The sequence below is a fragment of the Micromonospora sp. NPDC049101 genome, from assembly GCF_040648675.1.
GTDB lineage: Bacteria > Actinomycetota > Actinomycetes > Mycobacteriales > Micromonosporaceae > Micromonospora.
Window position 1 is genome coordinate 323,721 of sequence record NZ_JBEZED010000001.1, and the last position, 22,545, is coordinate 346,265.

Consider the following 22,545-nt stretch of genomic DNA (forward strand, 5'->3'; position numbering starts at 1 on the left):
CATCAAACTAGCGGTGATAGTTTAAGTCGTCCAGACCGGCCCCCGGGTCACCTGTCGGAGCCAGCCCGGCGTGCCGCTCGCTCGCGAAGGCGCGGACCAGCTCGGTCCGCGAGCGGATGCCGAGACGGTGGAACACGTTGCGCAGGTGGTGGTCGACCGTACGGATCGAGAGGAACATCCGGACGGCGATCTCCCGGTTGGTGGCGCCCTCCGCGACCAGCTCCGCGATCCGCAGTTGCTGGCCGGTCAGCAACCGTGCCGCCGGCAGGTCCGGCGGACCGACCGACTCCCCCGCTGCCCGCAGCTCGGTGGTGGCCCGCTCGGCCCAGCACGCCACCCCGAGCAGGCTGAACATCTCCCGGGCCTGGTGCAGGTGCGTACGCGCGTCGCGCGGGCGTCGGCTGCGCCGCAGCTCCTGACCGAAGAGCAGCTCGGTACGGGCCAGCTCGAACGTGCCGGCCTCCATCGGGTGCAGCCGCAGCGCCGCCTGGAAGTTCCGTTCCGCCTCGGCACTGCCCCGAGGTGCGAGAAGCGCGTGACACCGGGCGGACAGGGCCCGGCGCAACGGGCTCGCCGTGCTGCTGGCCCACCTGTCGAACACGGCGAGCGCGGCTTCGGCCGCCGGTCGGTGTGCCAGGTGCGCCGCCGCCTCCACCAGGTAGGGCGTCGCCATCACCTGCACGAGAACCTGGCCTCGGCCCGTCCCGAGCCGAGCCAACGACGCCAGCCGGTCCGCGGCCTTGGCGTGCCGACCCTCGATGAGGTCGAGCACCGCCAGCGCCCACCCGGCGAGCGCGTGCGGACGGCTGCCCGGCGTCGGCGACTCGCCGATCTCCCGGATCTGCCGCAGGCTGGTGTCGCGGTCGGCCCGGATCGCGGCGAGCACGGCGAGCAGGCCCAGATGGACGTTGGCGTAGTTGACCTGAGCCGTGGCACGGGCGACCCGTAACCCGTCGCGGGAGGTCTCCGCCGCCGCCTCGTGCCGGCCCTGCCAGTACTCGGCGATCGCCCGCAACTCCAGTGCCCGGGGCAGCATGGACACCTCGCCCCGGTCCCGGGCCAGCGCGACGGCACGCTCGGCGAGCCGGTGCGCCGCGCCGTCCACGGCCACCACGAGGCCGGCCGCCGCGGCGCAGGTGAGCGCGGTGGGGGTCACCGCCGACCCGCTCAGCCGGCCGCCCAGCACGACGGCGCGGCGCAGCGTGGGACCGGCGCGCTCATGGTCGCCGCGCAGGGTCGCCGCCACCCCGGCGACCAGACTGCTCATCAGCTCCATCGCCGGCGGGTCGGTCGGCCGCCGCACGGCCAGCGCCCGCCGGCCGACCTCGGCGTACCGGTACTGGTCGCCGGCGAAGCAGACGGCCTCGCCGGCTCGGACCAACCCGGACAACGCCAGGGCCCGATCACTGTCGGCCACCGCTTCGGCAGCGCTCAGCAGCCTCGCCGACGCGTCCGACGCCGCACCGCAGCGCAGCTCCACCTCACCGCGCAGCAGGTCGGCGCGGCCCCGCACGACCGGGTCCGTGGACACGGTGCGCAGGCGGTCGAGCAGCAGCCGGACCACCTCGGGTTGCCCGCCGACCCAGGCGTAGTCGGCGGCGCTCAGCAGCCGGGCGGCCGTCTGGGCCGGATGATCGCTGAGTTCGGCAGCCCGGCGCAGCGCCGCCGAGGCCACGGGCCAGCCGCCGGCTCCACCCGAGGCCGCCTCCTCCAACTCCGCGGCCAGGGCCGGATCGGCACCCGCCGTGGCGGCGGCGAGGTGCATCGCCCGGCGCAGCCGCTGCCCGTCCGCGACAAGCACCCCGGCGAGAAGACGGTGTGCGGCCCGGCGCTCGGCGAGTGGCGCGCTGGCCGCGATCAGCGTGCGCACCAGCGGCTGGGGGAAGGTGACGCCCTGCGGCTCGACGCGGACCAGGCCGGCGACCTCCGCCGGGGCGAGCGCCTCGACCCCGGTGCCGGCGGCTGCGGCGGCGCGGATGAGCGTGCCCGGCGTACCGTCGGCGTCGAGCGCGGCGAGCAGCAGCATCCGCCGGGTGTCCGGCGACAACCGGTCCAGACGGGCCCGGTACGCGCGGCCCAACGCGCCGTCCGCTGGTGGCTCGGCGGGCAGCGCCTCCTCGCCGCGCCACTGGGCGGGGCTGAGCACCTCGGCGAGGTCCACCAGGGCCTGCGGATTGCCGCCTCCGACCGTCGCCAGCGCGGTCACGACCGACGCGGCGGGCCGCTCGGGTAGCCGGTCGGTGAGGACGGCGACGCTGGCGCCCTGGTCGAGCGACCGGAGGCGGTGTGCCGGGATCCCGTCGACAGTGACCGCGACGTCCGCGGTGAGCAGGACGACGACCGGTAGGTTGCGCAGCCGGCGCGCCACGACGGCCAGCACCTGCGCGGTCAGGGGGTCACCGCGGTCGACGTCGTCCATGGTGACGAGCAGCGGGCGGTCCCGTGCCACGTCGGCGAGCAGGCCGAGCACGGCCATGGACAGGGCGAGCCGACGGTGGGCCGGGCTGCCGTTTCCGCCCAGCGCCCGCCGCAGCAGGTCGCGCTGTTGCGTGGGCAGGGCCGCGGCGTGGTGCGACACCGGGTCGAGCAGTCGTTGCAGACCCGCGTACGGCAGCGCGGCCTCCTCGGCCAGGCCGCTCGCGGCGAGCACGGTGCAGCCCGTGGCGTGGCGGTGGGCGTGGGCCAGCAGCGCGGTGCGGCCCGAGCCCGATTCGCCGTGCAGCAGCAGGGCACCCCCACCGTTGGTCACGCCGTCGAGCAGGCACCGGACGGCGCGGCATTCGTCGTCCCGGCCATGCAGCACGGTTAGTTGCACTCTCGATGCAGCAACCATGCATGAAGTGTCACCTATTGGTAACCGAATGGAAAGAGTTGGCGATATCGGGCCGAGCCGGGAATCAGTCGACCGCGACCTCGACCAGCAGGGCGCCCACCGTCCGGGTCATCACGGCGCGGGCCTGGTCCACGCCCAGCCCGAGGCCGTAACGCAGCATCGACCAGGCCTGCCACGTGCTCGCCGCCACCAGGGCGTGCAGCAGCTGCTCCCGCCCCGACCCGGCCGCGGCCAGCTCGACGGCGAAGAGCTCCTCGACCTCGTCGCGGACCCGCTCGATGTGCTTGAGACGGTTGCGGTGCAGCTGCTCGGAGACCGGCTCGCGCATCTGGGCGGCCCGCGCCGACGCCGCGATGAGCTGGAGCAACCGGGCCCGCTGCCGGCAGTACGCGTCGACCCGCTTGGCCAGCGGCAGCCCGGGTGAGATACGCCGGTGGGCGGCGTCCTGTTGCCGGAGCACCTCCGCGCCGCTGGCCTCGAAGAGCGTCTCCATGTCCTTGAAGTTGGTCCAGAGCGTTCGCAGCGAGATGCCGGCCCGCTCGGCGATGCGTTCTCCGGTCGGGCGCAGGTCACCCTCGTTGATAAGCGCGAGGTGCGCCTCGACGATGGCCGCGCGGGTGCGCTCGGCCCGGGCCGTGCGTCCGTCGACCCGGCCCACGACGTCGACCCCGTCCATCCGCCCCCGCCCCTTCGCTCCCGTGGCGTCCCCCGACGCACCGCCGAGTCTAGACAGAGGGTGATCAGCGGCCCCGGACCGACCACCGGCGCGGTCATCCATAATCTGCACTCACGATGCAGATAGTAGGAGCACGAATCGGCCTCGGTCAACGTCGTACAGACATCCGGCCGGGCGTGGTCACGTGTGACCACGCCCGGCCGGACGCCACCAGCCAGGTTCGCGCCGATCTTGCACTTTCTGTCGCCGTTATGCCCCGTAGAGCAAGTGCAAGATCGCGGAGGGGAGGAAGGGTTGGGGACGCTCAGGAGGCGGTTGGTAGTCCGTTTGCCGGGGGCGCGGGCGGGGTGGCGGTGTACTCGTTGACCGGGCCGTCCGCCTCGTCGGTCTCGTACGCCGGCCCGAAGTAGGTCTGCACTCCCCCGGTCACCCGGTTCAGCCGCTGCCCGCCGTACCCGGAGTGGTCCTTGGCGGAGAAGCGCAGCGGCACCAGCCCGGGGCCCTGGAAGCCGCCCTTCTGCACCGCCTCCAGCACCTTCTCCCGGGTGAGGCCCTTGCCGGCGGCGAGCAACGTCTGAACGAAGAGGTAGCCGACCGACATGCCGTAGACGGTGTTGCCGTCGAACGGCGCGTCCCCGTTGTGCTCCTTGTTGACCTTCGTGAAGAGCTGGATCCACGGGTTCGCGGTGTCGTGCTGCATCGGCAGGTAGTTGGTGCCGACCATGCCCTCCAGCAACGGGGCGGCCTTGTCGAGCTGCTTGGCCAGCGTCGGGTGGTCGGCGCCGACGTTGGAGACCAGCCACTGCGGCTTGAAACCCAGCCGCGCGGCGGTGCCGACGGACAGCGCGGTGAAGCCGGGCACGGTGGCGAGCACGACGACCTGGCAACCGGCCGCCTTGAACGCGCCGATCTGCGGCGCCACGTTGGTGTTGCTGGTGACGTAGGTCTGCTTGACCGCCACCGCCCCGGCACCGAGCACCTTCTCCACACCGGCCAGGCTGTCCCGGCCGAAGTCGTCGTCCTGACCGAGGAAGCAGACCTTCTGGCCGGCCAGGTTCGTCTTGGCGTAGTTGGCCAGGATCTTGCCCTCGACCGTGTAGTCCGGGTTGAACCCGAACGTGCCCGGATACTTGTCCGGCTGGTCCCAGCTGCGGCTGCCGGAGGCGACGAACAGGTCTGGCACCCGGTTGCTCTTCAGGAAGTCGAGCACCCCGCTGTGCGTCGGCGTGCCCAGACCGTTGAGGACGGCGAAGACCTTGTCCTGCAGGACGAGCTGGCGGACCACCTGCTGGGTGTTCGCCGGGTTGTAGCCGTCGTCCATGATCTTGTAGGTGATCTTCCGACCGTGCACACCGCCGTTGGCGTTGACGTAGTCGAAGTACGCCTTCGTCGCCGGGGCGATCTTCGAGTAGCCGGCCGCGGCCGGCCCGGTAAGCGGCATGTGGGTGCCGACGACGATCTCGGTGTCGGTGACGCCCGGCACCGACGCGCCGCCGGAACCGGAGCCGTCGTCACCGCTGCAGCCAGCGGCGGCGGCCAACAGGGCGATGGTGCTGGCGATCGCGAGACCACGTTGTGCCAAACGGTGCATGGAGAACACCGACCTTTCTCGGTCCGGTTCGGGGGAACGGTGTGGGTGGTGGTACTCCCGGCCGAGGGCCGGGCGCGCAGCAGCTCAGGAACGCCGGGCCCGCAGGCGCCGACCAAGACGGGACAACAGCCCCTGGATGCCACCGGGTGCGGCGATCATGACGACGATCAGGGTGAGGCCGAAGATCGCCAGCGGCAGGTTTCCCTCCAGCCGCTGCGCCACCGCGGGCGAGAGCGTGAGCAACTCGGTCGCGGAGTGGGTGAGGTCGGGCAGGGCGACCAGCAGGACGGCCCCCCACAGCGCCCCGGTGAGCCGGCCGAGACCGCCGATCACCACGGCCATCAGCAGGAACAGCGACAGGGTCAGCGAGAACGCCCCGGGTGAGACGCTCTGCGCGAGCACCGCCAGCAACGCCCCGCCGAGCCCGGCGGTGGCGGCACTGACCACGAACGCGAGAACCTGGGTGCGGGCCACGTGGATGCCGGCCAGACGGGCCGCCACCTCGTCGTCGCGGACCGCCCGGAAGGTGCGCCCGTACCGGCTGCGGATCAGGTTCGCCAGCAGCAGCATCGCGAGCAGGGTGGCCGCGCCGGTGAGCCAGAGCTGCCACCGCTCGTAGGGGAAGTACGGGCCGAGCGACAACGGCGGCGGCTCCACCGGCACCGACAGCCCCTGCTCGCCGTTGAACACGCCGTCGAAGGTGACAGCCAGCGCCGGCACGACGACGGCCACGGCCAGGGTCACCCCGGCCAGGTAGGGGCCGCGCAACCGGGCCGCCGCCACACCGACCACCGCGCCGACCGCGACCGTGCCGACGATCGCCGCGCCCAACGAGAGCGGCAGCAGCCAGCCACCGGTCATCCCCCGGTCGGCGAACGCGTTCTGGCACAACGCCACGGTGTACGCCCCGGTGGCCATCAACGCGCCGTGCCCGAGGGACAGTTGACCGTTGAGCCCGGTGAGGACGGTCAGCCCGGCGGTCGCGCAGAGGTAGGCGGCCACGGTGGCGAGCTGGAAGTTGCGGAACGGCTCGACGGCGTAGCTGACCGCCACCAGCAGCAGCCCGGCGGCGAGCACCACCGCGAGGTGGCGCAGCAGGGTCGAACCGCGTCGCCGGTCGACGGGTCGGCCCGCGTCGACGAGCTGCTGTTTCGGCGGCAGGGCCGCCCTCGTGGCGCTCACACCCGCCTCGCCGCCACCGGGGCGAACAGCCCACCGGGCCGGACCAGCAGCACCGCCAGCAGCAGGACCAGCACCGCGAGCGGCGTGAGGTCACTGCCGGCGTAACCGCTCACGTAGGAGAGCAGTAGACCCACCACCAGGCCACCGACCACCGCCCCCGGTGGACTGTCCAACCCACCCACCACCGCCGCGGTGAACGCCGACACGAACACCAGGTCCATCGCGTGCGGGTGCAGGCCCAACTCGGTCGGCAGGACCAGCATGGCGGCCAGCGCGCCCACCCCGGACGCGAGCGCCCACCCGAGGGTCAACATGCCACCGACGTTGACCCCGAGCAGCCGGGACACCTCGGGAGCGAAGGCCGCCGCGCGCATCCGCAACCCCACCGGGGTACGCGCGAACATCCAGGCCAGGCCGCTGACCACCACCCCGATCGTGGCGAAGACGAACAGGTCGTACGGCGACAGCACGGCCACCCCGCCCACGGTGAGCGCGGACCTGTCGAACGGCGCCTCGGCCGGGCGGAACTCGTTGCCGTACAGCATGCCCAGCACGGCCTGGATCAGCAGCACCAGGCCGAGCGCGACGATCACGGGGTTGAGCGGCGAGGCGTGGTCGACGTGGCGCATCACGACCCGGTCCACGAGCGCGCCGAGCAGCAGGCCGGCGACGATCGCGACCACGAAACCCAGCCAGTAGGAGCCGGTCGCGGTCGAAACGGTGTAGGCGACGTACGCGGCGGCGACGGCCATCGCCCCCTGGGCGAAGTTGACGACCCGCGCCGCCCGCCAGATGAGCACCAGGGCCAGCGCGAACGCGGCGTACACCGCGCCCCGGGACAGGCCGTCGACGGTGAGGAAGACGAAGCGGTCCAACAGTCCTCCCTCCGGGGGACGAGGTGGTGGTCAGAAACCGAGGTACGCGTGGCGCAGGTCGACGTCGTCGCGCAGCTCCGCCGCGGGCGCGGCGATCACCACCCGACCGAGGGACATCACGACGCCCTGGTCGGCGACGGCGAGTGCGCTGCGCACGTTCTGCTCGACCAGCAGGACGGTCAGGCCGGTGCGGTCGCGTAGCTGACGGAGCAGGGCCATGGTCCGGGCGACCACCCGCGGCGCCAGGCCCAGCGACGGCTCGTCGAGCAGCAGCAGTCGTGGTCGGCCGACCAGCGCCCGGCCGAGTGCGAGCATCTGCCGCTCACCGCCGGAGAGCTGGTGGCCGAGGTGCCGCCGGCGACGGGCCAGCGGCTCGAAGAGCTGGTAGACCTCGTCGAGGGCCCGACCGGCGTCGGCCCGGTCGCGCCGCCACAACCCGCCGAGCCGCAGGTTCTCGTCGACGGTCAACTCGCTGATCACGCCCCGCCCCTCCGGCACGTGCGCCATGCCACGCCGGACGAGCTGCTCCACCGGCGTACCCCGCAGGTCCTCCCCGGCGAGGAGCACCTGGCCGGCGGCCGGGCGGATCATCCCGGAGAGCGCCCGCAGCAGGGTGGTCTTGCCGGCGCCGTTGGCGCCGACGACCGCGGCGATCGTGCCGGCCGGGACGGTGAGGTCGATGGCCCGCAACACGGGCGCGGCACCGTAACCGGCGACCAACCCCCGCACGACGAGCAGATCGGTGCCGCTCATGGGGACACCTCTTCCTCGACGGCGGCTCCGAGGTAGGCGTCGGTGACCGCCGGGTCGTCGCGGATCTCGTCCGGGGTGCCGGCGGCGATCACCCGGCCGAAGTCGAGCACCACCAACTCGTCGCAGACCGCCATCACCAGGTCCATGTGGTGCTCGACGAGCAGCACCGCGCAGGGGTTGTCGTCGCGCCGGGGCAGGTGCCGGATCAGCTCGGCCAGTTCGGCGATGTCGTCGGCGCCGAGACCACCGGCGGGCTCGTCGAGCAGCAGCAGCCGGGGCCGGGCGGCGAGCGCGCGGGCCAGGGCGACCCGCTGGCGTACGGCGAAGGGCAGCGTGGTGGGTGCGGCCTCGGCGTGGTCGGCGATCCCCAGGTCGTCGAGGAGGTCCAGGGCGTCACGGCGCAGCCGGCGCTCGTCGCGGTCGCTGGCCGGCAGCCCGAGCAGGGCCGGGAAGAAACCTGCACGGGCGGTGTGGGTGGCGCCGGTCAGCACGTTCTCCAGCACGGTCAGACCGGCGAAGAGCCCGGTGCCCTGCAGGGTCCGGGCGATGCCCAGCCGGGTCAGCTGGTGCGGCCGGGGCCGCAGCGGTCGGCCGTCGAGGGTGAGCGAACCCGTCTCCGGAGCGACGAACCCGCAGATCACGTTGAACAGCGTGGTCTTGCCGGCGCCGTTGGGCCCGATCACGCCCACCACCCGGTTGGGCGGCACCCGCAGTGAGACGTCGTCGAGGGCGGTGAGGCCGCCGAAACGGACGCCGATGTGGTGCAGTTCGAGGCCGCGCTCCATCACCCATCCCTCTGTCGTGGCGGGTGTTTATTTACACTCGCAGTGTACGTTTCTCGGGTTTGGCGTCAAGACCTTCGATGCTGGTAAGTGCACGTGGACGGGGCGGCCGCCAGTGGCGACCGCCCCGAGACCGCCGTCAGGCGCTGGGACAGGTGTTGCGGTACTCCTCGATCTGCGAACCGCTCGGGCCCGGACAGAGGAACTGCTCGTAGCGGGTGTCGTCGTCGACGAACCGCTTCAACCAGGCCACCATCTGCCGGGCGGTGGGCGTGTTCGTCGTCTGCGGGAAGAAGTGGCTCGCCCCGTTCAGCTCCAGGTACGCCTTCTCGGCGGAGGCCGGGATGCTGTTGTAGAACGGCACCGAGTGCGACGCGACAGGCGCGACGGTGTCGCTCTCGCCACCGATGATCAGCGTGGGCACCCGCAGCTCGGACCAGCTCTTGTCCAGGTTCCACGGCGCGAGCGGCACCGCGGCCTGCAACGACGGCCGCGACGAGGCCGCCTCCAGGGTGCCACCGCCACCCATCGAGTGCCCGGCCACCGCGAGTCGACTGCTGTCGATCCGGGTGCGGACCGAGCTGCGCTGGGTGAGGTAGTCCAGCGCGGCGAGCAACTGCCGGCCCCGGCTGTCCGGCTGGTCCAGCCGGGTGTTGGTCTCGATGCCGATCACCACGAAACCGTGCGAGGCGATCCGGGGCCCCAGCCAGCTGATGCTGGACCAGGCGGCGGTGTAGCCGGGCGAGATGGCGATGGCGCCGAAGGTGCCCTCGCTGGTGCTTGTCGGGTAGTAGATGACGCCGCCGCCGAAGCCGGTGACGCTCAGTGACGACACGCTCTGCGACGCCGTGGCGAACGGGCCGCGGCTGGCCTCCAGGATCGCGGTGGTCGGGGCGGGGCCCCGCTCGTACGGGCCCGCGGCCTGCGCGGCGCCGGTCGGGCCGGAGAGGACGCCGCCGGCGACCAGGACGGCGGCCACCGCGAGACGGGCTACCACGGAACGGGGACGGGTGGTGGTTGGTGAGGACACGTCGGGCACTCCCTAGGGTCGAGGGATATCGACGTAAGTCAGTTTTTTCCTCTCCACCGATCCGCGCATCGGCGAAATCACCAGTCCCGCCGCAGGTTGCCGACACCTGTCGCGTTTCGACGCCCTGACCAGGGGTAGCAGGGCACTCGCCTGCCCGTACAGCTCCATCGAGAGGTCCGTTCAGTGGAAAAGAGCAAGCCCGCCGAGGCGGTCAAGAACGCCGTGAAGACGGCCTCGGACAAGATCGCCGACGCCCTGACCCCAGATGTCCCCGGCGCACCGGGTAGCGCGCCGCCGAGCGTCGAGGAGCCGACGACGCCACACGACCCGCTGCCACCCAAGCCGGAACAGGGCGCTCCGCAGACGCGGACGCCGACCGGAGCCGAGACCGGCGCACCGAGCACCGCGAACGGTCAGCAGGGCGCCTACCTCACGACCGCGAACGGCGCCCGGCTGCGCGACACGGACCACTCACTCAAGGCCGGCCCACGGGGGCCGGTGCTGCTCCAGGACCACCACCTGCGCGAGAAGATCACGCACTTCGACCACGAACGCATCCCGGAGCGCGTGGTGCACGCGCGGGGTGCCGGCGCACACGGCGTGTTCACCGCGTACGGCACCGCCGAGGCGGTCACCCGGGCCGGCTTCCTCAAGAAGGGGCGCGAGACCGACGTCTTCGTGCGGTTCTCCACCGTGCTCGGTTCGCGGGGCTCGGCCGACACGGTCCGGGACACCCGGGGCTTCGCGACGAAGTTCTACACCGACGAGGGCACCTTCGACCTGGTCGGCAACAACATGCCGGTCTTCTTCATCCAGGACGCGATCAAGTTTCCCGACATCATCCACGCCGGCAAACCGCACCCCGACCGGGAGATCCCCCAGGCGCAGAGCGCGCACGACACCTTCTGGGACTTCGTGTCGCTGCACACCGAGGCACAGCACCACACCATCTGGAACATGTCCGACCGGGGCATCCCGCGCTCGTACCGGACGATGGAGGGTTTCGGTGTGCACACCTTCCGCCTCGTCAACGAGGCCGGGGAGACGGTGCTGGCGAAGTTCCACTGGAAGCCCAAGCTGGGTGTGCACTCCCTGACCTGGGAGGAGGCGCAGCTGCTCGGCGGCCTCGACCCGGACTTCCACCGGCGGGACCTCTACGACGCCATCGAGGCCGGCGCGTACCCCGAGTGGGAGCTGGGCATCCAGGTCTTCCCGGACACCCCGGAGGAGACCTTCGCCGGCATCGACCTGCTGGACCCGACGAAGATCGTGCCGGAGGAGCTGGCCGAGGTTCAGCCGATCGGCCGGCTGGTGCTCAACCGGACGCCGACGAACTTCTTCGCCGAGACCGAGCAGGTCGCCTTCCACCTGGGCCACCTGCCGCCGGGCATCGACGTGACGAACGACCCGCTGTTGCAGGGCCGACTCTTCTCGTACGTCGACACGCAGCTCACCCGACTGGGCGGGCCCAACTTCACGCAGATCCCGATCAACCGCCCGCACGCGGCCGTCAACGACATGCTGCGCGACGGCTTCCACCAGCATGCCGTGCACGCGGGCGTGGCGCCGTACCGGCCGAACTCGCTCGACGGCGGCAACCCGTTCCCGGCCGGGGACGCCGAGCACGCCTTCGTCGACGTGCCGGTCACGGTGGCCGAGGCGCCGAAGGTACGCGCCAACCCGGCCTCGTTCGACGACCACTACAGCCAGGTGCGCCTGTTCTGGCTGAGCATGTCGCCGGTCGAGAAGGAGCACATCATCCGGGCGTACACCTTCGAGCTGAGCAAGTGCTACCACCAGGCGATCAAGGAACGCCAGCTCCAGAGCCTCGCCAACATCGACCCGGTGCTCTGCGAGCAGGTCGCCACCGGTCTGGGCCTGCCCGCCCCGCAGCCGACGGTACCGCTCGCCGACGTCACGCCCAGCCCGGCGCTGTCGCAGGTCGGCCGGGAGTGGCCGAGTGACGGTCGTACCGTCGGCATCGTCGTCGACCCCGCCGGCGACCTGGACGGCGTCGACGAGGTCCGGCGGGCCGTGTTCGCGGCCGGCATGGTGCCGCTGCTGATCGCCCCGCACGGCGGCCTGGTCGGTGACCTGCCGGTGCAGCGCACCTTCGCCACCGGCCGGTCCGTCGAGTTCGACGCGGTCCTGCTCGCCGGAGCGCCGGCGCCCGCGCCGGATGCCGTCCCGGCCCGCGACGCCAAGGCGGGTACGCCGGCGCCGACCGCCGTCGATCCCCGCGTGCTGCTCCTCGTCGAGGAGTCCTGGCGGCACGCCAAGGCCGTGGGCGCCTGGGGCGCCGGCGTCACCGTGCTGGAGCAGGCCGGCGTGGCCGGCACCCCCGGCATCGTGGCGGCGGGTTCCGGTCCGGAGGCTCTGGCGGCGGTGCAGCAGTTGATGGCCGCGCACCGGGTGTGGGAGCGGTTCCCGGCCTCGGTCGCCTGACCCGTCACCGAGTCGCCTGACCGATCACCGGCGAGGGCTGTCCTCCGCAGTACGGGAGGACAGCCCTCGTCCGTGCTCAGGCTGTCATCTCCGGGTCCACCGCAGGTGGTCCGTGCCGGCGTCACAGCTCCGCTGCTCGATCAGCGCCCCGCTCGCGGTGCTCTGGCCGACCGCACCCAGGCACATCCCGCTGTGGGCGTTGACCAGGTGCTGGTCCTCGTCGAGGGTGAACCGCTGGGCCGGTGTCGTGTTGCAGGTGGTGAGCTGGAGCCGGACCGGATCCGGTGAGTCCGGCGCCGCGATGTCCAGGCACCTGTTGCTCGTCACCCCGACGAGCCGGTGGCCCGACCGGGCCGCAGGTGCGCTCGGCGTCGGCGACACGCTGAGGTCGGGCCTGGCCGACGGGGTGGCGTCGCCCGGCGCCGACCCCGGCCGGAAGCCCGCGGTGACCTCCCCGAAACGCCTCCACCCCGGCCGCCCAGGTGGCCTCGGGCGTCAACTCGACTTGCTGGCCGTGCCGGACGACCCGCCAGTCGCGTGGCGCCGACACGGCGAACCCGGTGCCGTCCCGGTAGAGAGACCACGAGATCGGCGGGAGGGTACGCCGGCTTCCGATTGACCCGCCGGACTACGTCGCTTCAGGTGCTTGACGTGTCAATTTTCCGCCGGTAGTTTAAATTTGCATCTACAAGAATCTATCTAAAGCAGGTGATCCGTGCTGTTGAAATCCATCGCCATCGCCATCGCCGCGTCCGTCGCGGGCGTGCTGGCCGCCGCCCCCACCGCCTCGGCGGCAGCACCCGGAGTGTCGATACAAAGCTGGGGGTCCGGGAACTGCCCGCAGGGCATGCTCTGCATCTGGCCCAACTGGAACCACCCGCCGCAGGGTCCCGTGGAGACGCCGTCTCTGACGACCAACAGCGAGTGGACCGGCAGCATCCAGGGATTCAACTTCTACAACGGCACAGGCCGCGACGCCGTAATATCCGGGTTCGCTTTCGGCTCCTCGACTCCCTTCAAAAACTGTGCTCCTGCCGGCGGGACCGGGGGCGACCTGTATATACCGGTCAACGTGACGAAGGTGACCTGGCAGCTGACCCCCTGCTGATCCTCCACTGGGCCTTTCCGACCAAGGACTTGGAGTAGCTGGCTCGATCGGCGGGCCGGACGCGCCCGGATCCGTTGCGGTGCAACGAGAAGACGCAGAACCTCGGCATGAAGGTGGTCCTTCCCGGAATCACCGTCATCGAGGTTCTGCGTCGCTACGAGCGACACATATGCCGCCATCCTGCCCGTACGCGAGGCGACCGTGTCGTTTCTGTCCGGCCTCCTGCACGCCGAATGGCAACGGCTCGGCACGGACTCCAGGTTCAGGGCTTTACCGTGCTCGCCGCCCAAGCGCCCGGCCTGCACTCGGTGTTGCTGGCCGCGAAGGCGAGGCCGACACCATCACGGTGGCGTTCAAGAAGCCACGCAACCATGCCTGCACCGACGTACAGCAGCAGTTCAACAAGGCCACAACGCGGTCCGCGCCATTGGCGAACGCGGGAACTCCCTGCTCAAGACGACCTTTGAAGCGCTGCGCAACGTCAGGTGCTCGACCCGGCGGATGCCCTGGTTCTCCGCCCGGAGCAGTGCGAGGAAGGCGGCCCGTCCTCCGTCCTCGTCCGCTGGATCCAGCGACTGCGGCTGGTCGGACCACAGCAACCGCAGATGCTTGTCCGGGCACGCCTCTTGAAGGTGCGCGATCACCGTCTCGCAGAGCGCTGGTCCAGCCAGGCCGTCGTACTCGCCCGCCGCGAGACGGCGCCGGATCGCGGCGTCGATGTCCACGACCTTCGCAGGAAAGACGTACCCTGCCTCGATCCGATCCAGGGCCTGTCCGATGATCTGTTCGTTGGTGAGCACGGCGGGCCACGCTAGACCGCGGACAGCCTACGACCACCGAATTTCGCGCAGCGGGATCAGCCGATGTCGGCCAGCCGCGGCAGCACCTCGTCGCCGAGCCGCTGGGCGAACTCGACCGGGTGCCGATCCGGCGTCACCTGCACCTCGGTCACCCCGAGCGCCGCGTAGTCGGTGACCTCGGCGAGGAACGCGTCGGTGTCGTCCAGCGGTGACCGGGCGGCGACCACCGTCTTCTCGATGGTGTCGTAGTCGCGGCCCTCGGCGGCGCAGTGCCCGCGCAGCACGTCCAGCTTGCGCGCCACGTCGTCGGTGCCGGCACGGCCGAACAGGTTGCAGGCGTCGGCGTAGCGCGCCACCAGCAGCAGGGTCTTCTTCTCGCCCCCGCCACCGATCATGATGGGTGGGTGTGGGCGGCTCAACGGCTGCGGCGAGTTGATGGTCTCGGCGAGCTGGTAGTGCTGCCCGTCGAACGGGCCGTCGTCGGCACTCCACATCTGCAGGCAGATGCGCAGCGTCTCCTCCAGCCGCTCGAACCGCTCGGCCACCGGCACCACCGGCACGCCCAGCCCGAGCTGCTCGCGCTCGTACCAGGAGGCGCCGATGCCGAGGCGGGCCCGGCCGCCGGAGAGCACGTCGAGGGTCGTCACGGTCTTGGCCAGCAACCCCGGGTACCGGTACATCACACCGGTGACCAGCACGCCCAACGTCATCCGCTGGGTCTTCGCCGCGACGTAGCCCAGCGTGGTGTACGCCTCCAGCATCGGCTCCTCGGCCGTGAACACCGCGTCCATCTGGAAGAAGTGGTCCATCACCGTGAACGACGCGACGCCGGCCTGCTCGGCAGTGGTCGCCGCCTGCGCCAGGGTCGGTGCGATCGCGGCCGGGTCGGCCGGGGTCGAGTAGTTCCAGTAGTGCAGCCCAAGCTTCATGTGGCACCTCCGCAACGAGCCTAGTACGGCAGCGGGACACGCCAGCCGCGATGAGTGGCGTGCGCCGGTTCGTGGTGGCGGGTCTGGACACGGTAGCGGCACGCCGCCGGCGGCGGGGACTACGGATCGCCGCGCTGGACGAGACCGGTCAGCAGAAGGCGGGCACCGCGACGTGCGGGGTGAAACGGCAGTACATGGGCTGTGCCGGCCGGCTCGCCGACGGCATCAACACCGCGCACCTGGCATATGTACGCGAACGGGTCGGGCACGCCGTGGACCTTCTCGGCGAGGTGCGCCGCCTCGATCGGCGCACCTCGCCGATGCAACAGCAACGTTGTCCGCCGCCGTCGCGGCGTCCGGCACCACCCTGACCGATCTGCACGGCATCGGCGACGTCACCGCCGCGAAGATCCTCGCCCGCTCCGGAGTCGTCAACAGGTTCCGATCGGAGTCCGCGTTCGCCTCGTACTGCGGCGTCGCGCCGATAGAAGTGTCATCCGGTGACGTCCAACGGCACCGCCTATCGCGTGCCGGCAACCGGCAACTGAACTACGCGCTGCATGTCATGGCCATGGCCCAGATCAAACGAGCGACTCCAGGCAGGGACTACTACCAGCGCAACCGAGCCGCAGGCAAAACCCACAAGGAAGCCATGCGCTGCCTGAAACGGCGCCTGGCCGACGTCGTCTATCGCACCATGATCAAAGACACGGAGACCTCTCTGCTGCCGGCGGGTTGACAAGAGAGGTGCCGTCAGCGAGACAGCCCCAGACCTGCTGGGAAGATCCCCACGCCGACCGCGATGATCGTCGAGGTGGGGAGGTCAGGTCAGTCAGCGCGGATAACGCAGGACAAGCCAGCTCGTCACCATGGTTCCTTCGGCGAGTATCGCCCGCAGCCGCACCGGCCCTGGCGCAGGCAGTGGCAACTCAAACCCGCCCAACTCGGCGAGTGGGGAGTGGCCGAAGACGCCTTGGGGGGTCTCGCCGACCACCTCGAGGAGAGGCTCGTCGGGGGCAGCCGGGTCGGTGCCGTCGATGGTGTAAACCTGTCCGACCAAGCCGGATTCGGTGACTTCGATGTCGATCGCGAGTCGGTCGGTGCGGAACGCCAGGAGGCGCGCGGAACCGACCGCCCGGATCGGACCGGCTGGCTCGGGATCGCAGGCTGAGTCGAACACCAGCTCCGCGAGGATGGCCTGGCCGTGGGTGCGGCCGATGTCGAATGCGGAAAACGCCTGCTGCCGGAGCAGTTCTGATGACAGCCCGCCGGGAGACAGGGCCGTATGCAGATCGGTGACCAACCAGCGGTCGTCATCCCACCGCCGCCCGTTCACCTCGTCACCGTCCGGCCACGCTCGAGTTGCGCGGCCACCGTCGGGCTCGCGCGGAGCTTGTCAAGGCACCGGCGTTGGGTGGGCCCGATGCTGCCGATACGCATGCCGGTCCTTGTCACGATGTCGCGGTAGCTCATCGGCGGCTCGCCGAGCAGCATGCTCAACAGCTCACGGCATCGGTCCGGCAGTTGGGCGAAGCCGGTACGCAGCGCGGCGTACTGCTCCTCGCGCAGCGCAGCCTCCATCGGGTCCAAGGGCTCGGTCTCCCGGCTCATCAGCTCGTCTTCGCTGCCGACGAGGTGCGCGTGCTGGCCCGCGGTGCGTTGCACGCGCAGGCACTCCCGCCGGGTGGTGGTGTCGATCCACTTCGGCAGCGCTGCCGGGTGACGCAGATGCTCCAGCCACTCCACCACGCGCAGCCACACTGTCTGGTTGACCTCGGCGGCGTCCGGGCCGGTCAGCCCGCACTCCTCGATGGTCGCGACGATCATGGGCATCAGGTGGGTCACCAGCTCCTCCCATGCCCGCCGGTCCCCGCCGGCGGCCGCCCGGACGGTGGCGTCCAGATCGACGTGCGTCACCTGTTTACCGCTCACGGCACTACGGCGCCGTATCCGGCGTACGGCTTGGGTCCGGCGCACAGCGAGGCGGCGGCGGCCTGCGGGCTGATGCCGAGGTTGGTGACCAGCTTGGCCATCCGACCGATGGCGTACGGAACCGCGAACGAGGTTCCGTACCAGGTTGCGAAACCGTCGAAGGACAATGGTCTCTGGTCGGGCGGGGCGAGCAGACCGGTGACGTATGGTCCTTGATGTCCGCCGATGGCACACAGGTCGACCCAGGGTCCGAAGTTGCTGTATTCGGTCGGCACCTGGCCGAGCAGGGCGTCCGTGCGCAGCGCCGCGACCGCGACGACACCCGGTAGCGCCGCCGGCCAGGTGGGCCGGGCCGATCCGGCATTGCCCGCCGCGGCCACCACCACCGGCGCCGCGCTCGGCGTGGGGGCGAGGCTGGCGATCGCGTTGGCCAGCGGCAACGAGGGCACGTTGCCCATGGTGTAGCAGCCCAGCGAGAGGTTGACATACGACACGGTCGGGTTCAGCGACGCCAGGGCTGCCGCGACCGAGGCCTCGTCGCCGATCCCGTGGGGTGTGAGCGCGACGGCCGGATCGAACATGATCGACGGAGCCGTCCGGCGCAGGACTCCGGCGATGAAGGTCCCGTGGCCTGCCTGCAACGCCAGCGTGGAGTTCCCCTGGTAAAGCTCATCGATGTCGGCCGGTGCGGCAGCGTAGCTGCCGGCGAACCAGAGCGGGTGCCTCTTGGTCGCGTCGGCCCAGATCCCGGTGTCGCAGATACCTACGAGCTGGCCGGAGCCCGTAGAGCCCGTCGCCGGTGCGACGGACACCGCGAGCGACGCGGGCGCATCGCCCGGGTTGCCCATGATGTTGGGGTACCCGACAACGACGTGGTGCGGCTGCACCACCGGGACGGACGCGGCCCAGTTCGCCCGATTGCGCAGGTCATCCACGATCGCCTTGATGTCGACATCCACCATGAACATGACCCGGGCGACACCTGCGAACGGGGCGCCGGTCGCGACGACGTACCCGAGGTTGGTCAAGCGCGCCATGACGCGGCCAAGGTCGGCGGGAGCGACCAGGAGCTGCCGGGGCCGATACCAGAACTCCTGGCCGGGCGTCAGGTGGGCGCGGATGTTCGGGTCGGCGGCCACGACAGACTGGAATGCCTGCTCGTACCATCCGGGAGCGGCGATCGCCCGCCCGGGGCGCAGCAGTGCTCCCAGTGCGGCGGCCCCTCCCGCCGCAAACACGGTCCGCCGACGCAGCCCTCCAGGCTCGATACGCATGGCGCGACTCCCATCCTTGTGGATGCCGATGCATCGTTGCCAAGGCTAGGATGTCTATTCGCGATGGTCATCCACAAAGCCGACCGTATCAAGGCGGGCTCAGCCGCCTCGTCGGCTGCCGGCCGGCAGGAGCTGGCCGACCTCGCCGCGCGTGCGCTGGCGTTACGGCAGCACCAGCCGCGCGAGGCGATCGTCCTGGCTGAAGAGGTCCTTGTCGGCTGCGGGCGTACTGGCTTCGCTCAGGAGCGATCCGTCGCCGAGCGGGCCCTCGGCCTGGCTCACAAGGAGATGAACGACCTCGTGGCGGCAGAGCGGCACCTACGTCGTGCGGTGGCCGCGGGTCGCCGCAGCGGGTCGTCGCAGATCTTGGCCATGGCCCAGATGAGCCTCGGCTATGTGCTCGCAGCCGCGGGGAGAACCGCCGCCGCGTACCACGCCGTCAGTGCCGCGCTGCCGCAGCTCGGCGGCGCCGAGGCCGGGCAGGCGCTGATGCAGCGCGGCGTCGTGCAACATTTCCGCGGCCGGTACGCAGAGGCGGCCGTCGACTACGGCGCAGCCATCGATGTCGCCCGAAGGGAAGGCGATCGGCTGGTGGAGGCCCGGGCCCGCAACAATCGGGCGGTGCTGCCGATCGGCGATCACGTCCTGTCGGGTGAAGCAGATCTGGAACGGGCCGCCGAACTCTTCGGCGAACTCGGCCTGGATCTTGCTGCAGCCGACTGCCGTTGGAACGTCGGGCATCTCGCGGCTCGCTGCGGCGACCTGGCCCGGGCGCTGGAGATCTTCGCCGACACCGAACGCCAGTACCGCCGCCTCGACGTGCCGCGCCCCGGCCTGCTGCTCGACCGGTTCGAGCTGCTCGCCGCCGTACCGCTGATCGGGGAGGCGGCGGCGATGGCGGAGTTCGCCGTGGCGGAACTGCACCGCCGAGGGCTTGACTCCGATCTCGCCGAGGCGTTGCTGGCCAGGGCGCGTGCTGAACTGCTCGCCGGTGACCCGCAGCGGGCCGCAGGCTCCGCGGCGGCGGCATACCGGAGGTTCCGGCGACAGCATCGCCCAGTGTGGTACGCATTCGCCCGCCACATCGAGCTGCGTGCCCGGTTCGCACAGGGTACAAGGACCCCGGCCCAGCTGCGCGCCCTGAGCGACAGCGCCGCCACGCTGGCCTCGGCCGGCCTGACCGGTCTCGCTCTGACGGCCTGGCACGAGGCGGCGACGGTCGCCTTCGCGGTGAACCGGCCAAGCCAGGCCCGAGCACTGCTGGCGCTGGCGGCCAGACACAGGCGCGGCGGACTGGCGGCAGAACGGGCCCAGGGCTGGCACGCCCAGGCGCGACTGCACCGTCTGGACGGCGACGACCGAGCCGCCATGTCCACGCTTCAACGCGGACTGTCCGTTCTCGACGAATATCGCGTGACCCTGGGCACGTCCGAGCTCCGGGCGCGCAGCAGCGCTCACGGGCAGGAGCTGGCCCGGGAAGGTCTGGAACTCGCCATCGCCACCGGAGCACCCGCACGGGTCCTGGCCTGGGCGGAACGGTGGCGCGCGAGCACCCTGCGGATCCAGCCCGTGAGTCCGTCGACCGACCCGGAGCTGACCGCGGCACTGGCCCGCCTGCGGGCCGCGGCCCGCGACGCCGAGGACGCCGCGCTGGCCGGCGGCTCGCAGCTCGCGGCGATGCTGCGCCAGCAGTCCGCACTCGAGGCCAACGTACGCGACCTGGCCCGACGGAGCCAGGGCGCCGGCACCAGAGACGGGACGCCGGTCTGCGTGCCTGACATCGCGGCGATCACCGCTCAGCTCGGTCCGGCCGTTCTCGTCGAGCTGCTTAGCCACGGCGACCGGATCTGGGCGGTCCTGGTACGTGACGGGCGGGCCAGCCTGCACGATCTCTGCGCGCTGCCTGCCGTGCTCAAGCACCAGGGGCGCATCCGGTTCGCCCTGCGGCGACTGGTCACGCTGGGCGCCTCGGCCGGGGCGTCGGCGGCACTCGAGCACTCCGCCGGCCTGGTCGACGCAGACCTGTTCGGCCCGATCCGGCGCAGGCTCGGCGACCTGCCATTGGTCATCGTGCCCGGCCAGGCGTTGTACGCGCTGCCATGGGCAGCACTGCCGTCCTGCGTGGGGCGTCCGGTCACGATCGCACCATCGGCCGCGACCTGGCTCGCCGCCACCCAACGGTCCGCACCCGGCGGGCGGCCGGTCCTGGTCGCCGGTCCGCGCCTGCCGGATGCGCTCAGTGAGGTCGCGGCACTCGCGGCGCTGTGGCCCGAGGCGACTGCGCTGGTAGGGGAGCAGGCTACGGTGGACACCGTCACCGCAGCCCTGTCCGGTGCGCGCCTGGCTCACATCGCGACGCACGGAACGTTCCGTGCCGACAACCCGCTCTTCTCGACCCTGGAGCTCGCCGACGGCCCGCTGTTCGCGTACGAACTGGAGCGGTTGAGCACGGCTCCGGGATGCGTGATCGCCTCCGCCTGCGAGAGCGGACGGGCCGAAGCCACCCTTGGTGATGAACTCATGGGCTTCGTCTCGGCACTGCTGGCGAGCGGCACCCGCACGCTCGTCGCGGCGCTGCTGCCGGTGCCCGCGGACCGCACCGTGGCACTGATGACCGAGCTGCACCGTCGACTGCGGGCGGGCACACCTGCCGCGCCCGCCCTCGCCGAGGCACAGCAGGTGTTGCGCGCCACCGGCGACCCGGTGGACCTCGCCACGGCTGCCGCTTTCGTGTGCCTTGGCGCCGGATAAGCACCCGTGCGCGCTAATTGAACGGCAGGCCTACGGGCCGATGATGAGCCCAGAAACCGGTTTGTATCAAACAGCGACGAGTCGCCTCTGAACGGTGCGGACCTCAGCAGATACCTCGCTGCGGTGTGGGATCGTCCACAACAGTTACTGACCGATTCCCATTGAAAAACGTAGGTGCCGCGCTCATTGTGAAGCAAATCGCCGGATCGGAATCGGGGGCTCCACTCGAATTCAGGTCCGGCAACTCGACCCCGACAAGGGAGTGGTCCACATGCAACCCAGGAATATCGGGCGGCGCCTAAGGTACCTCATCCTGGCCTTGGCCTTGGCCCTGCCGCTGCTGACCGTCGGCCAGCCGGCGCAGGCGGCTCCGCACGCCGACGGTGACAGCATCCGTCAGGTGGGTACGGCCGTCAGCGCCGAGGCGTGGGCGGCCGGCAGGCAGCGGTACGGCGCGCAGGTGACTGCCGACGCGGCGATCGAGGCGTACTGGACGCCCGAGCGGATGCGCAATGCCAGGCCCGTCGAGGAGTCTCCCTCGTACAAGGCCGCGGCACGGCGTCTTGCCCAGAGTGGAGGGACCTCGTCTGCCGCGCCGACCAGCCGGTCCAGGCCGGTGGATGTGCCTCCGGTGGCGGGCCTGATGGGTACCCCGGGCATGTCCACGCAGGCCATCAACCCGAACCTCGGCTCCAACCACCCGACCGCCCGGTCCAACGGCAAGGTCTTCTTCAACATGGACGGCGGATCGTGGGTCTGCTCCGGCGCGGTCATCAACTCGGTTGGCTTCAACACCGTGTGGACGGCTGGCCACTGCATCCACGGCGGCCCCGGCAGCAGTCTCGCCACCAACTGGTCGTTCGTCCCGGCGTACGACGATGACCTGGCCAACCCTCGGCCGCACGGCACCTGGACGGCCCGCGAGCTGTGGACCTGGAGCAGTTGGATCGACAACTCCAACTGGGAGGCCGACATGGCCGTGGCCATCATGAACACCCGCAACGGCGTCCACATCGTGAACCAGTTCGGGGGCCACGGCTTCCGTACGCACCAGGGCTTCACGGTCGGCATCAACAACTTCGGCTACCCGAGCGGCGCGCCGTTCGACGGCGGCAACCTGTTGAGGTGCAGCGGCAACTCGACCCAGTCCGGGGCGCGGATCCGCATCAACTGCGACCTGACCGCAGGCGCCAGCGGCGGCCCGTGGTTGATCAACTGGGATGGGAACTGGGGCTACCTCAACGGAGTCAACAGCACGCTCAACTCGTACGCGGCACCGACCTTGTGGTGGTCACCCTATTTCGACGACACCGCGTCGGAGTTGTACGACTTCACCGCCACTCACTGACCGATGTCCGGTGACGGATGTCTCGTCCCGGTAATGCGCCCTTGACCTGAGCGGGCCGGCTCCAATGGCAAGTGATCGAGCGACTGGTCGCCATTGGAGCCGGCCCGCGGCGTGTCGGACGAGCTACTCGCAAAGCGAGGTGCGGTCGTTCTCTGTGGCGGGGATTCGGACCGCACCGGTGATCATGGAGTTCTCTACGCTTCACGACGCCCCGAGGATCTCACCCGCCGACGCCA

20 protein-coding genes and 1 pseudogene are annotated in these 22,545 nt (G+C 71.0%); 7 read left to right on the plus strand and 14 right to left on the minus strand.

What is annotated here, in order from left to right; translation table 11 throughout:
- Window positions 1-7 precede the first annotated feature (7 nt).
- The 8 genes from AB0B57_RS01510 to AB0B57_RS01545 form a co-directional block, all read right to left on the minus strand.
- The gene (locus AB0B57_RS01510; RefSeq protein WP_357063903.1) at window positions 8-2,833 is read right to left on the minus strand and encodes an AAA family ATPase; all 2,826 of its coding nucleotides are present in this window, start codon (window positions 2,831-2,833) and stop codon (window positions 8-10) included.
- A gap of 64 nt (window positions 2,834-2,897) precedes the next feature.
- On the minus strand, window positions 2,898-3,509 hold the full coding sequence (locus AB0B57_RS01515; RefSeq protein ID WP_357063905.1) for a TetR/AcrR family transcriptional regulator: 612 nt from the start codon (window positions 3,507-3,509) through the stop codon (window positions 2,898-2,900).
- 304 nt (window positions 3,510-3,813) lie between these two features.
- A complete protein-coding gene (locus AB0B57_RS01520) occupies window positions 3,814-5,100 on the minus strand; it encodes an ABC transporter substrate-binding protein (protein ID WP_357063907.1) in 1,287 nt (428 codons plus the stop codon).
- A gap of 84 nt (window positions 5,101-5,184) precedes the next feature.
- A complete protein-coding gene (locus tag AB0B57_RS01525; RefSeq protein WP_357063909.1) occupies window positions 5,185-6,282 on the minus strand; it encodes a branched-chain amino acid ABC transporter permease in 1,098 nt (365 codons plus the stop codon).
- Complete coding sequence (locus tag AB0B57_RS01530) at window positions 6,279-7,157, minus strand: branched-chain amino acid ABC transporter permease (protein ID WP_357063912.1); 879 nt, start codon at window positions 7,155-7,157, stop codon at window positions 6,279-6,281. The genes AB0B57_RS01525 and AB0B57_RS01530 overlap by 4 nt, the downstream gene beginning before the upstream one ends.
- Before the next feature lie 30 nt (window positions 7,158-7,187).
- Window positions 7,188-7,910, minus strand: a complete 723-nt coding sequence (locus tag AB0B57_RS01535) for an ABC transporter ATP-binding protein (RefSeq protein ID WP_357063915.1) — start codon at window positions 7,908-7,910, stop codon at window positions 7,188-7,190.
- On the minus strand, window positions 7,907-8,695 hold the full coding sequence (locus AB0B57_RS01540; RefSeq protein WP_357063918.1) for an ATP-binding cassette domain-containing protein: 789 nt from the start codon (window positions 8,693-8,695) through the stop codon (window positions 7,907-7,909). Before AB0B57_RS01540 ends, AB0B57_RS01535 begins: the two co-directional genes overlap by 4 nt.
- Before the next feature lie 136 nt (window positions 8,696-8,831).
- Window positions 8,832-9,722 carry an alpha/beta hydrolase gene (locus AB0B57_RS01545; protein WP_357063920.1) on the minus strand — a complete coding sequence of 297 codons (891 nt, stop codon included), beginning with the start codon at window positions 9,720-9,722 and terminating at the stop codon, window positions 8,832-8,834.
- Between the two features lie 183 nt (window positions 9,723-9,905).
- Here AB0B57_RS01545 and AB0B57_RS01550 point away from each other — a divergent pair, with 183 nt between their 5' ends.
- Window positions 9,906-12,167 carry a catalase gene (locus AB0B57_RS01550; RefSeq protein WP_357063923.1) on the plus strand — a complete coding sequence of 754 codons (2,262 nt, stop codon included), beginning with the start codon at window positions 9,906-9,908 and terminating at the stop codon, window positions 12,165-12,167.
- 84 nt (window positions 12,168-12,251) lie between these two features.
- Here AB0B57_RS01550 and AB0B57_RS01555 read toward each other — a convergent pair whose 3' ends face one another.
- Window positions 12,252-12,494: a ricin-type beta-trefoil lectin domain protein gene (locus AB0B57_RS01555; protein WP_357063926.1), complete on the minus strand. Its 243-nt coding sequence runs from the start codon at window positions 12,492-12,494 to the stop codon at window positions 12,252-12,254.
- Window positions 12,495-12,882: 388 nt separating this feature from the next.
- Here AB0B57_RS01555 and AB0B57_RS01560 point away from each other — a divergent pair, with 388 nt between their 5' ends.
- Together AB0B57_RS01560 and AB0B57_RS01565 are read left to right on the plus strand one after the other, a co-directional pair.
- Entirely contained in the window at window positions 12,883-13,275 is a 393-nt protein-coding gene (locus AB0B57_RS01560) for a hypothetical protein (RefSeq protein WP_357063929.1), read from the plus strand.
- Window positions 13,276-13,452: 177 nt separating this feature from the next.
- Window positions 13,453-13,554 (plus strand): annotated as a pseudogene (locus AB0B57_RS01565) (IS5/IS1182 family transposase); the annotation flags it as partial.
- 119 nt (window positions 13,555-13,673) lie between these two features.
- On the opposite strand, the gene AB0B57_RS01570 reads toward AB0B57_RS01565, so the two are convergent.
- Window positions 13,674-14,075 (minus strand): hypothetical protein, encoded by a 402-nt coding sequence (locus AB0B57_RS01570; protein ID WP_357063932.1) that lies wholly within the window; start codon window positions 14,073-14,075, stop codon window positions 13,674-13,676.
- A gap of 56 nt (window positions 14,076-14,131) precedes the next feature.
- The gene (locus tag AB0B57_RS01575) at window positions 14,132-15,004 is read right to left on the minus strand and encodes an LLM class F420-dependent oxidoreductase (protein ID WP_357063935.1); all 873 of its coding nucleotides are present in this window, start codon (window positions 15,002-15,004) and stop codon (window positions 14,132-14,134) included.
- Between the two features lie 50 nt (window positions 15,005-15,054).
- Between AB0B57_RS01575 and AB0B57_RS01580 the strand changes: the two genes are divergently transcribed.
- Complete coding sequence (locus tag AB0B57_RS01580; RefSeq protein ID WP_357063937.1) at window positions 15,055-15,375, plus strand: transposase; 321 nt, start codon at window positions 15,055-15,057, stop codon at window positions 15,373-15,375.
- Window positions 15,339-15,743 carry a transposase gene (locus AB0B57_RS01585; protein WP_357063939.1) on the plus strand — a complete coding sequence of 135 codons (405 nt, stop codon included), beginning with the start codon at window positions 15,339-15,341 and terminating at the stop codon, window positions 15,741-15,743. Before AB0B57_RS01580 ends, AB0B57_RS01585 begins: the two co-directional genes overlap by 37 nt.
- Before the next feature lie 93 nt (window positions 15,744-15,836).
- Here the strand turns inward: AB0B57_RS01585 and AB0B57_RS01590 are convergent, their stop codons facing one another.
- From AB0B57_RS01590 to AB0B57_RS01600, 3 genes are read right to left on the minus strand one after another with little or no spacing between them, the layout of a single operon-like run.
- Entirely contained in the window at window positions 15,837-16,340 is a 504-nt protein-coding gene (locus AB0B57_RS01590; RefSeq protein ID WP_357063941.1) for a hypothetical protein, read from the minus strand.
- Window positions 16,337-16,921 (minus strand): sigma-70 family RNA polymerase sigma factor, encoded by a 585-nt coding sequence (locus AB0B57_RS01595; RefSeq protein ID WP_357063944.1) that lies wholly within the window; start codon window positions 16,919-16,921, stop codon window positions 16,337-16,339. Before AB0B57_RS01595 ends, AB0B57_RS01590 begins: the two co-directional genes overlap by 4 nt.
- Before the next feature lie 11 nt (window positions 16,922-16,932).
- Window positions 16,933-18,075 (minus strand): S8 family serine peptidase, encoded by a 1,143-nt coding sequence (locus AB0B57_RS01600; RefSeq protein WP_357063948.1) that lies wholly within the window; start codon window positions 18,073-18,075, stop codon window positions 16,933-16,935.
- Here AB0B57_RS01600 and AB0B57_RS01605 point away from each other — a divergent pair.
- Entirely contained in the window at window positions 18,046-20,961 is a 2,916-nt protein-coding gene (locus AB0B57_RS01605) for a CHAT domain-containing protein (RefSeq protein ID WP_357063951.1), read from the plus strand. The two genes, AB0B57_RS01600 and AB0B57_RS01605, sit on opposite strands and share 30 nt — an antisense overlap.
- Before the next feature lie 319 nt (window positions 20,962-21,280).
- Window positions 21,281-22,309: a hypothetical protein gene (locus AB0B57_RS01610; RefSeq protein WP_357063953.1), complete on the plus strand. Its 1,029-nt coding sequence runs from the start codon at window positions 21,281-21,283 to the stop codon at window positions 22,307-22,309.
- The last annotated feature ends 236 nt before the right edge of the window (window positions 22,310-22,545 follow it).

What these genes read in the sequence shown, in the direction of transcription:
- AB0B57_RS01510 (WP_357063903.1), bottom strand. Translation starts at nt 2,833, where the DNA reads ATGGTTGCTGCATCGAGAGTGCAACTAACCGTGCTGCATGGCCGGGAC.
- AB0B57_RS01515 (WP_357063905.1), bottom strand. Translation starts at nt 3,509, where the DNA reads ATGGACGGGGTCGACGTCGTGGGCCGGGTCGACGGACGCACGGCCCGG.
- AB0B57_RS01520 (WP_357063907.1), bottom strand. Translation starts at nt 5,100, where the DNA reads ATGCACCGTTTGGCACAACGTGGTCTCGCGATCGCCAGCACCATCGCC.
- AB0B57_RS01535 (WP_357063915.1), bottom strand. Translation starts at nt 7,910, where the DNA reads ATGAGCGGCACCGATCTGCTCGTCGTGCGGGGGTTGGTCGCCGGTTAC.
- AB0B57_RS01540 (WP_357063918.1), bottom strand. Translation starts at nt 8,695, where the DNA reads ATGGAGCGCGGCCTCGAACTGCACCACATCGGCGTCCGTTTCGGCGGC.
- AB0B57_RS01575 (WP_357063935.1), bottom strand. Translation starts at nt 15,004, where the DNA reads ATGAAGCTTGGGCTGCACTACTGGAACTACTCGACCCCGGCCGACCCG.
- AB0B57_RS01580 (WP_357063937.1), top strand. Translation starts at nt 15,055, where the DNA reads ATGAGTGGCGTGCGCCGGTTCGTGGTGGCGGGTCTGGACACGGTAGCG.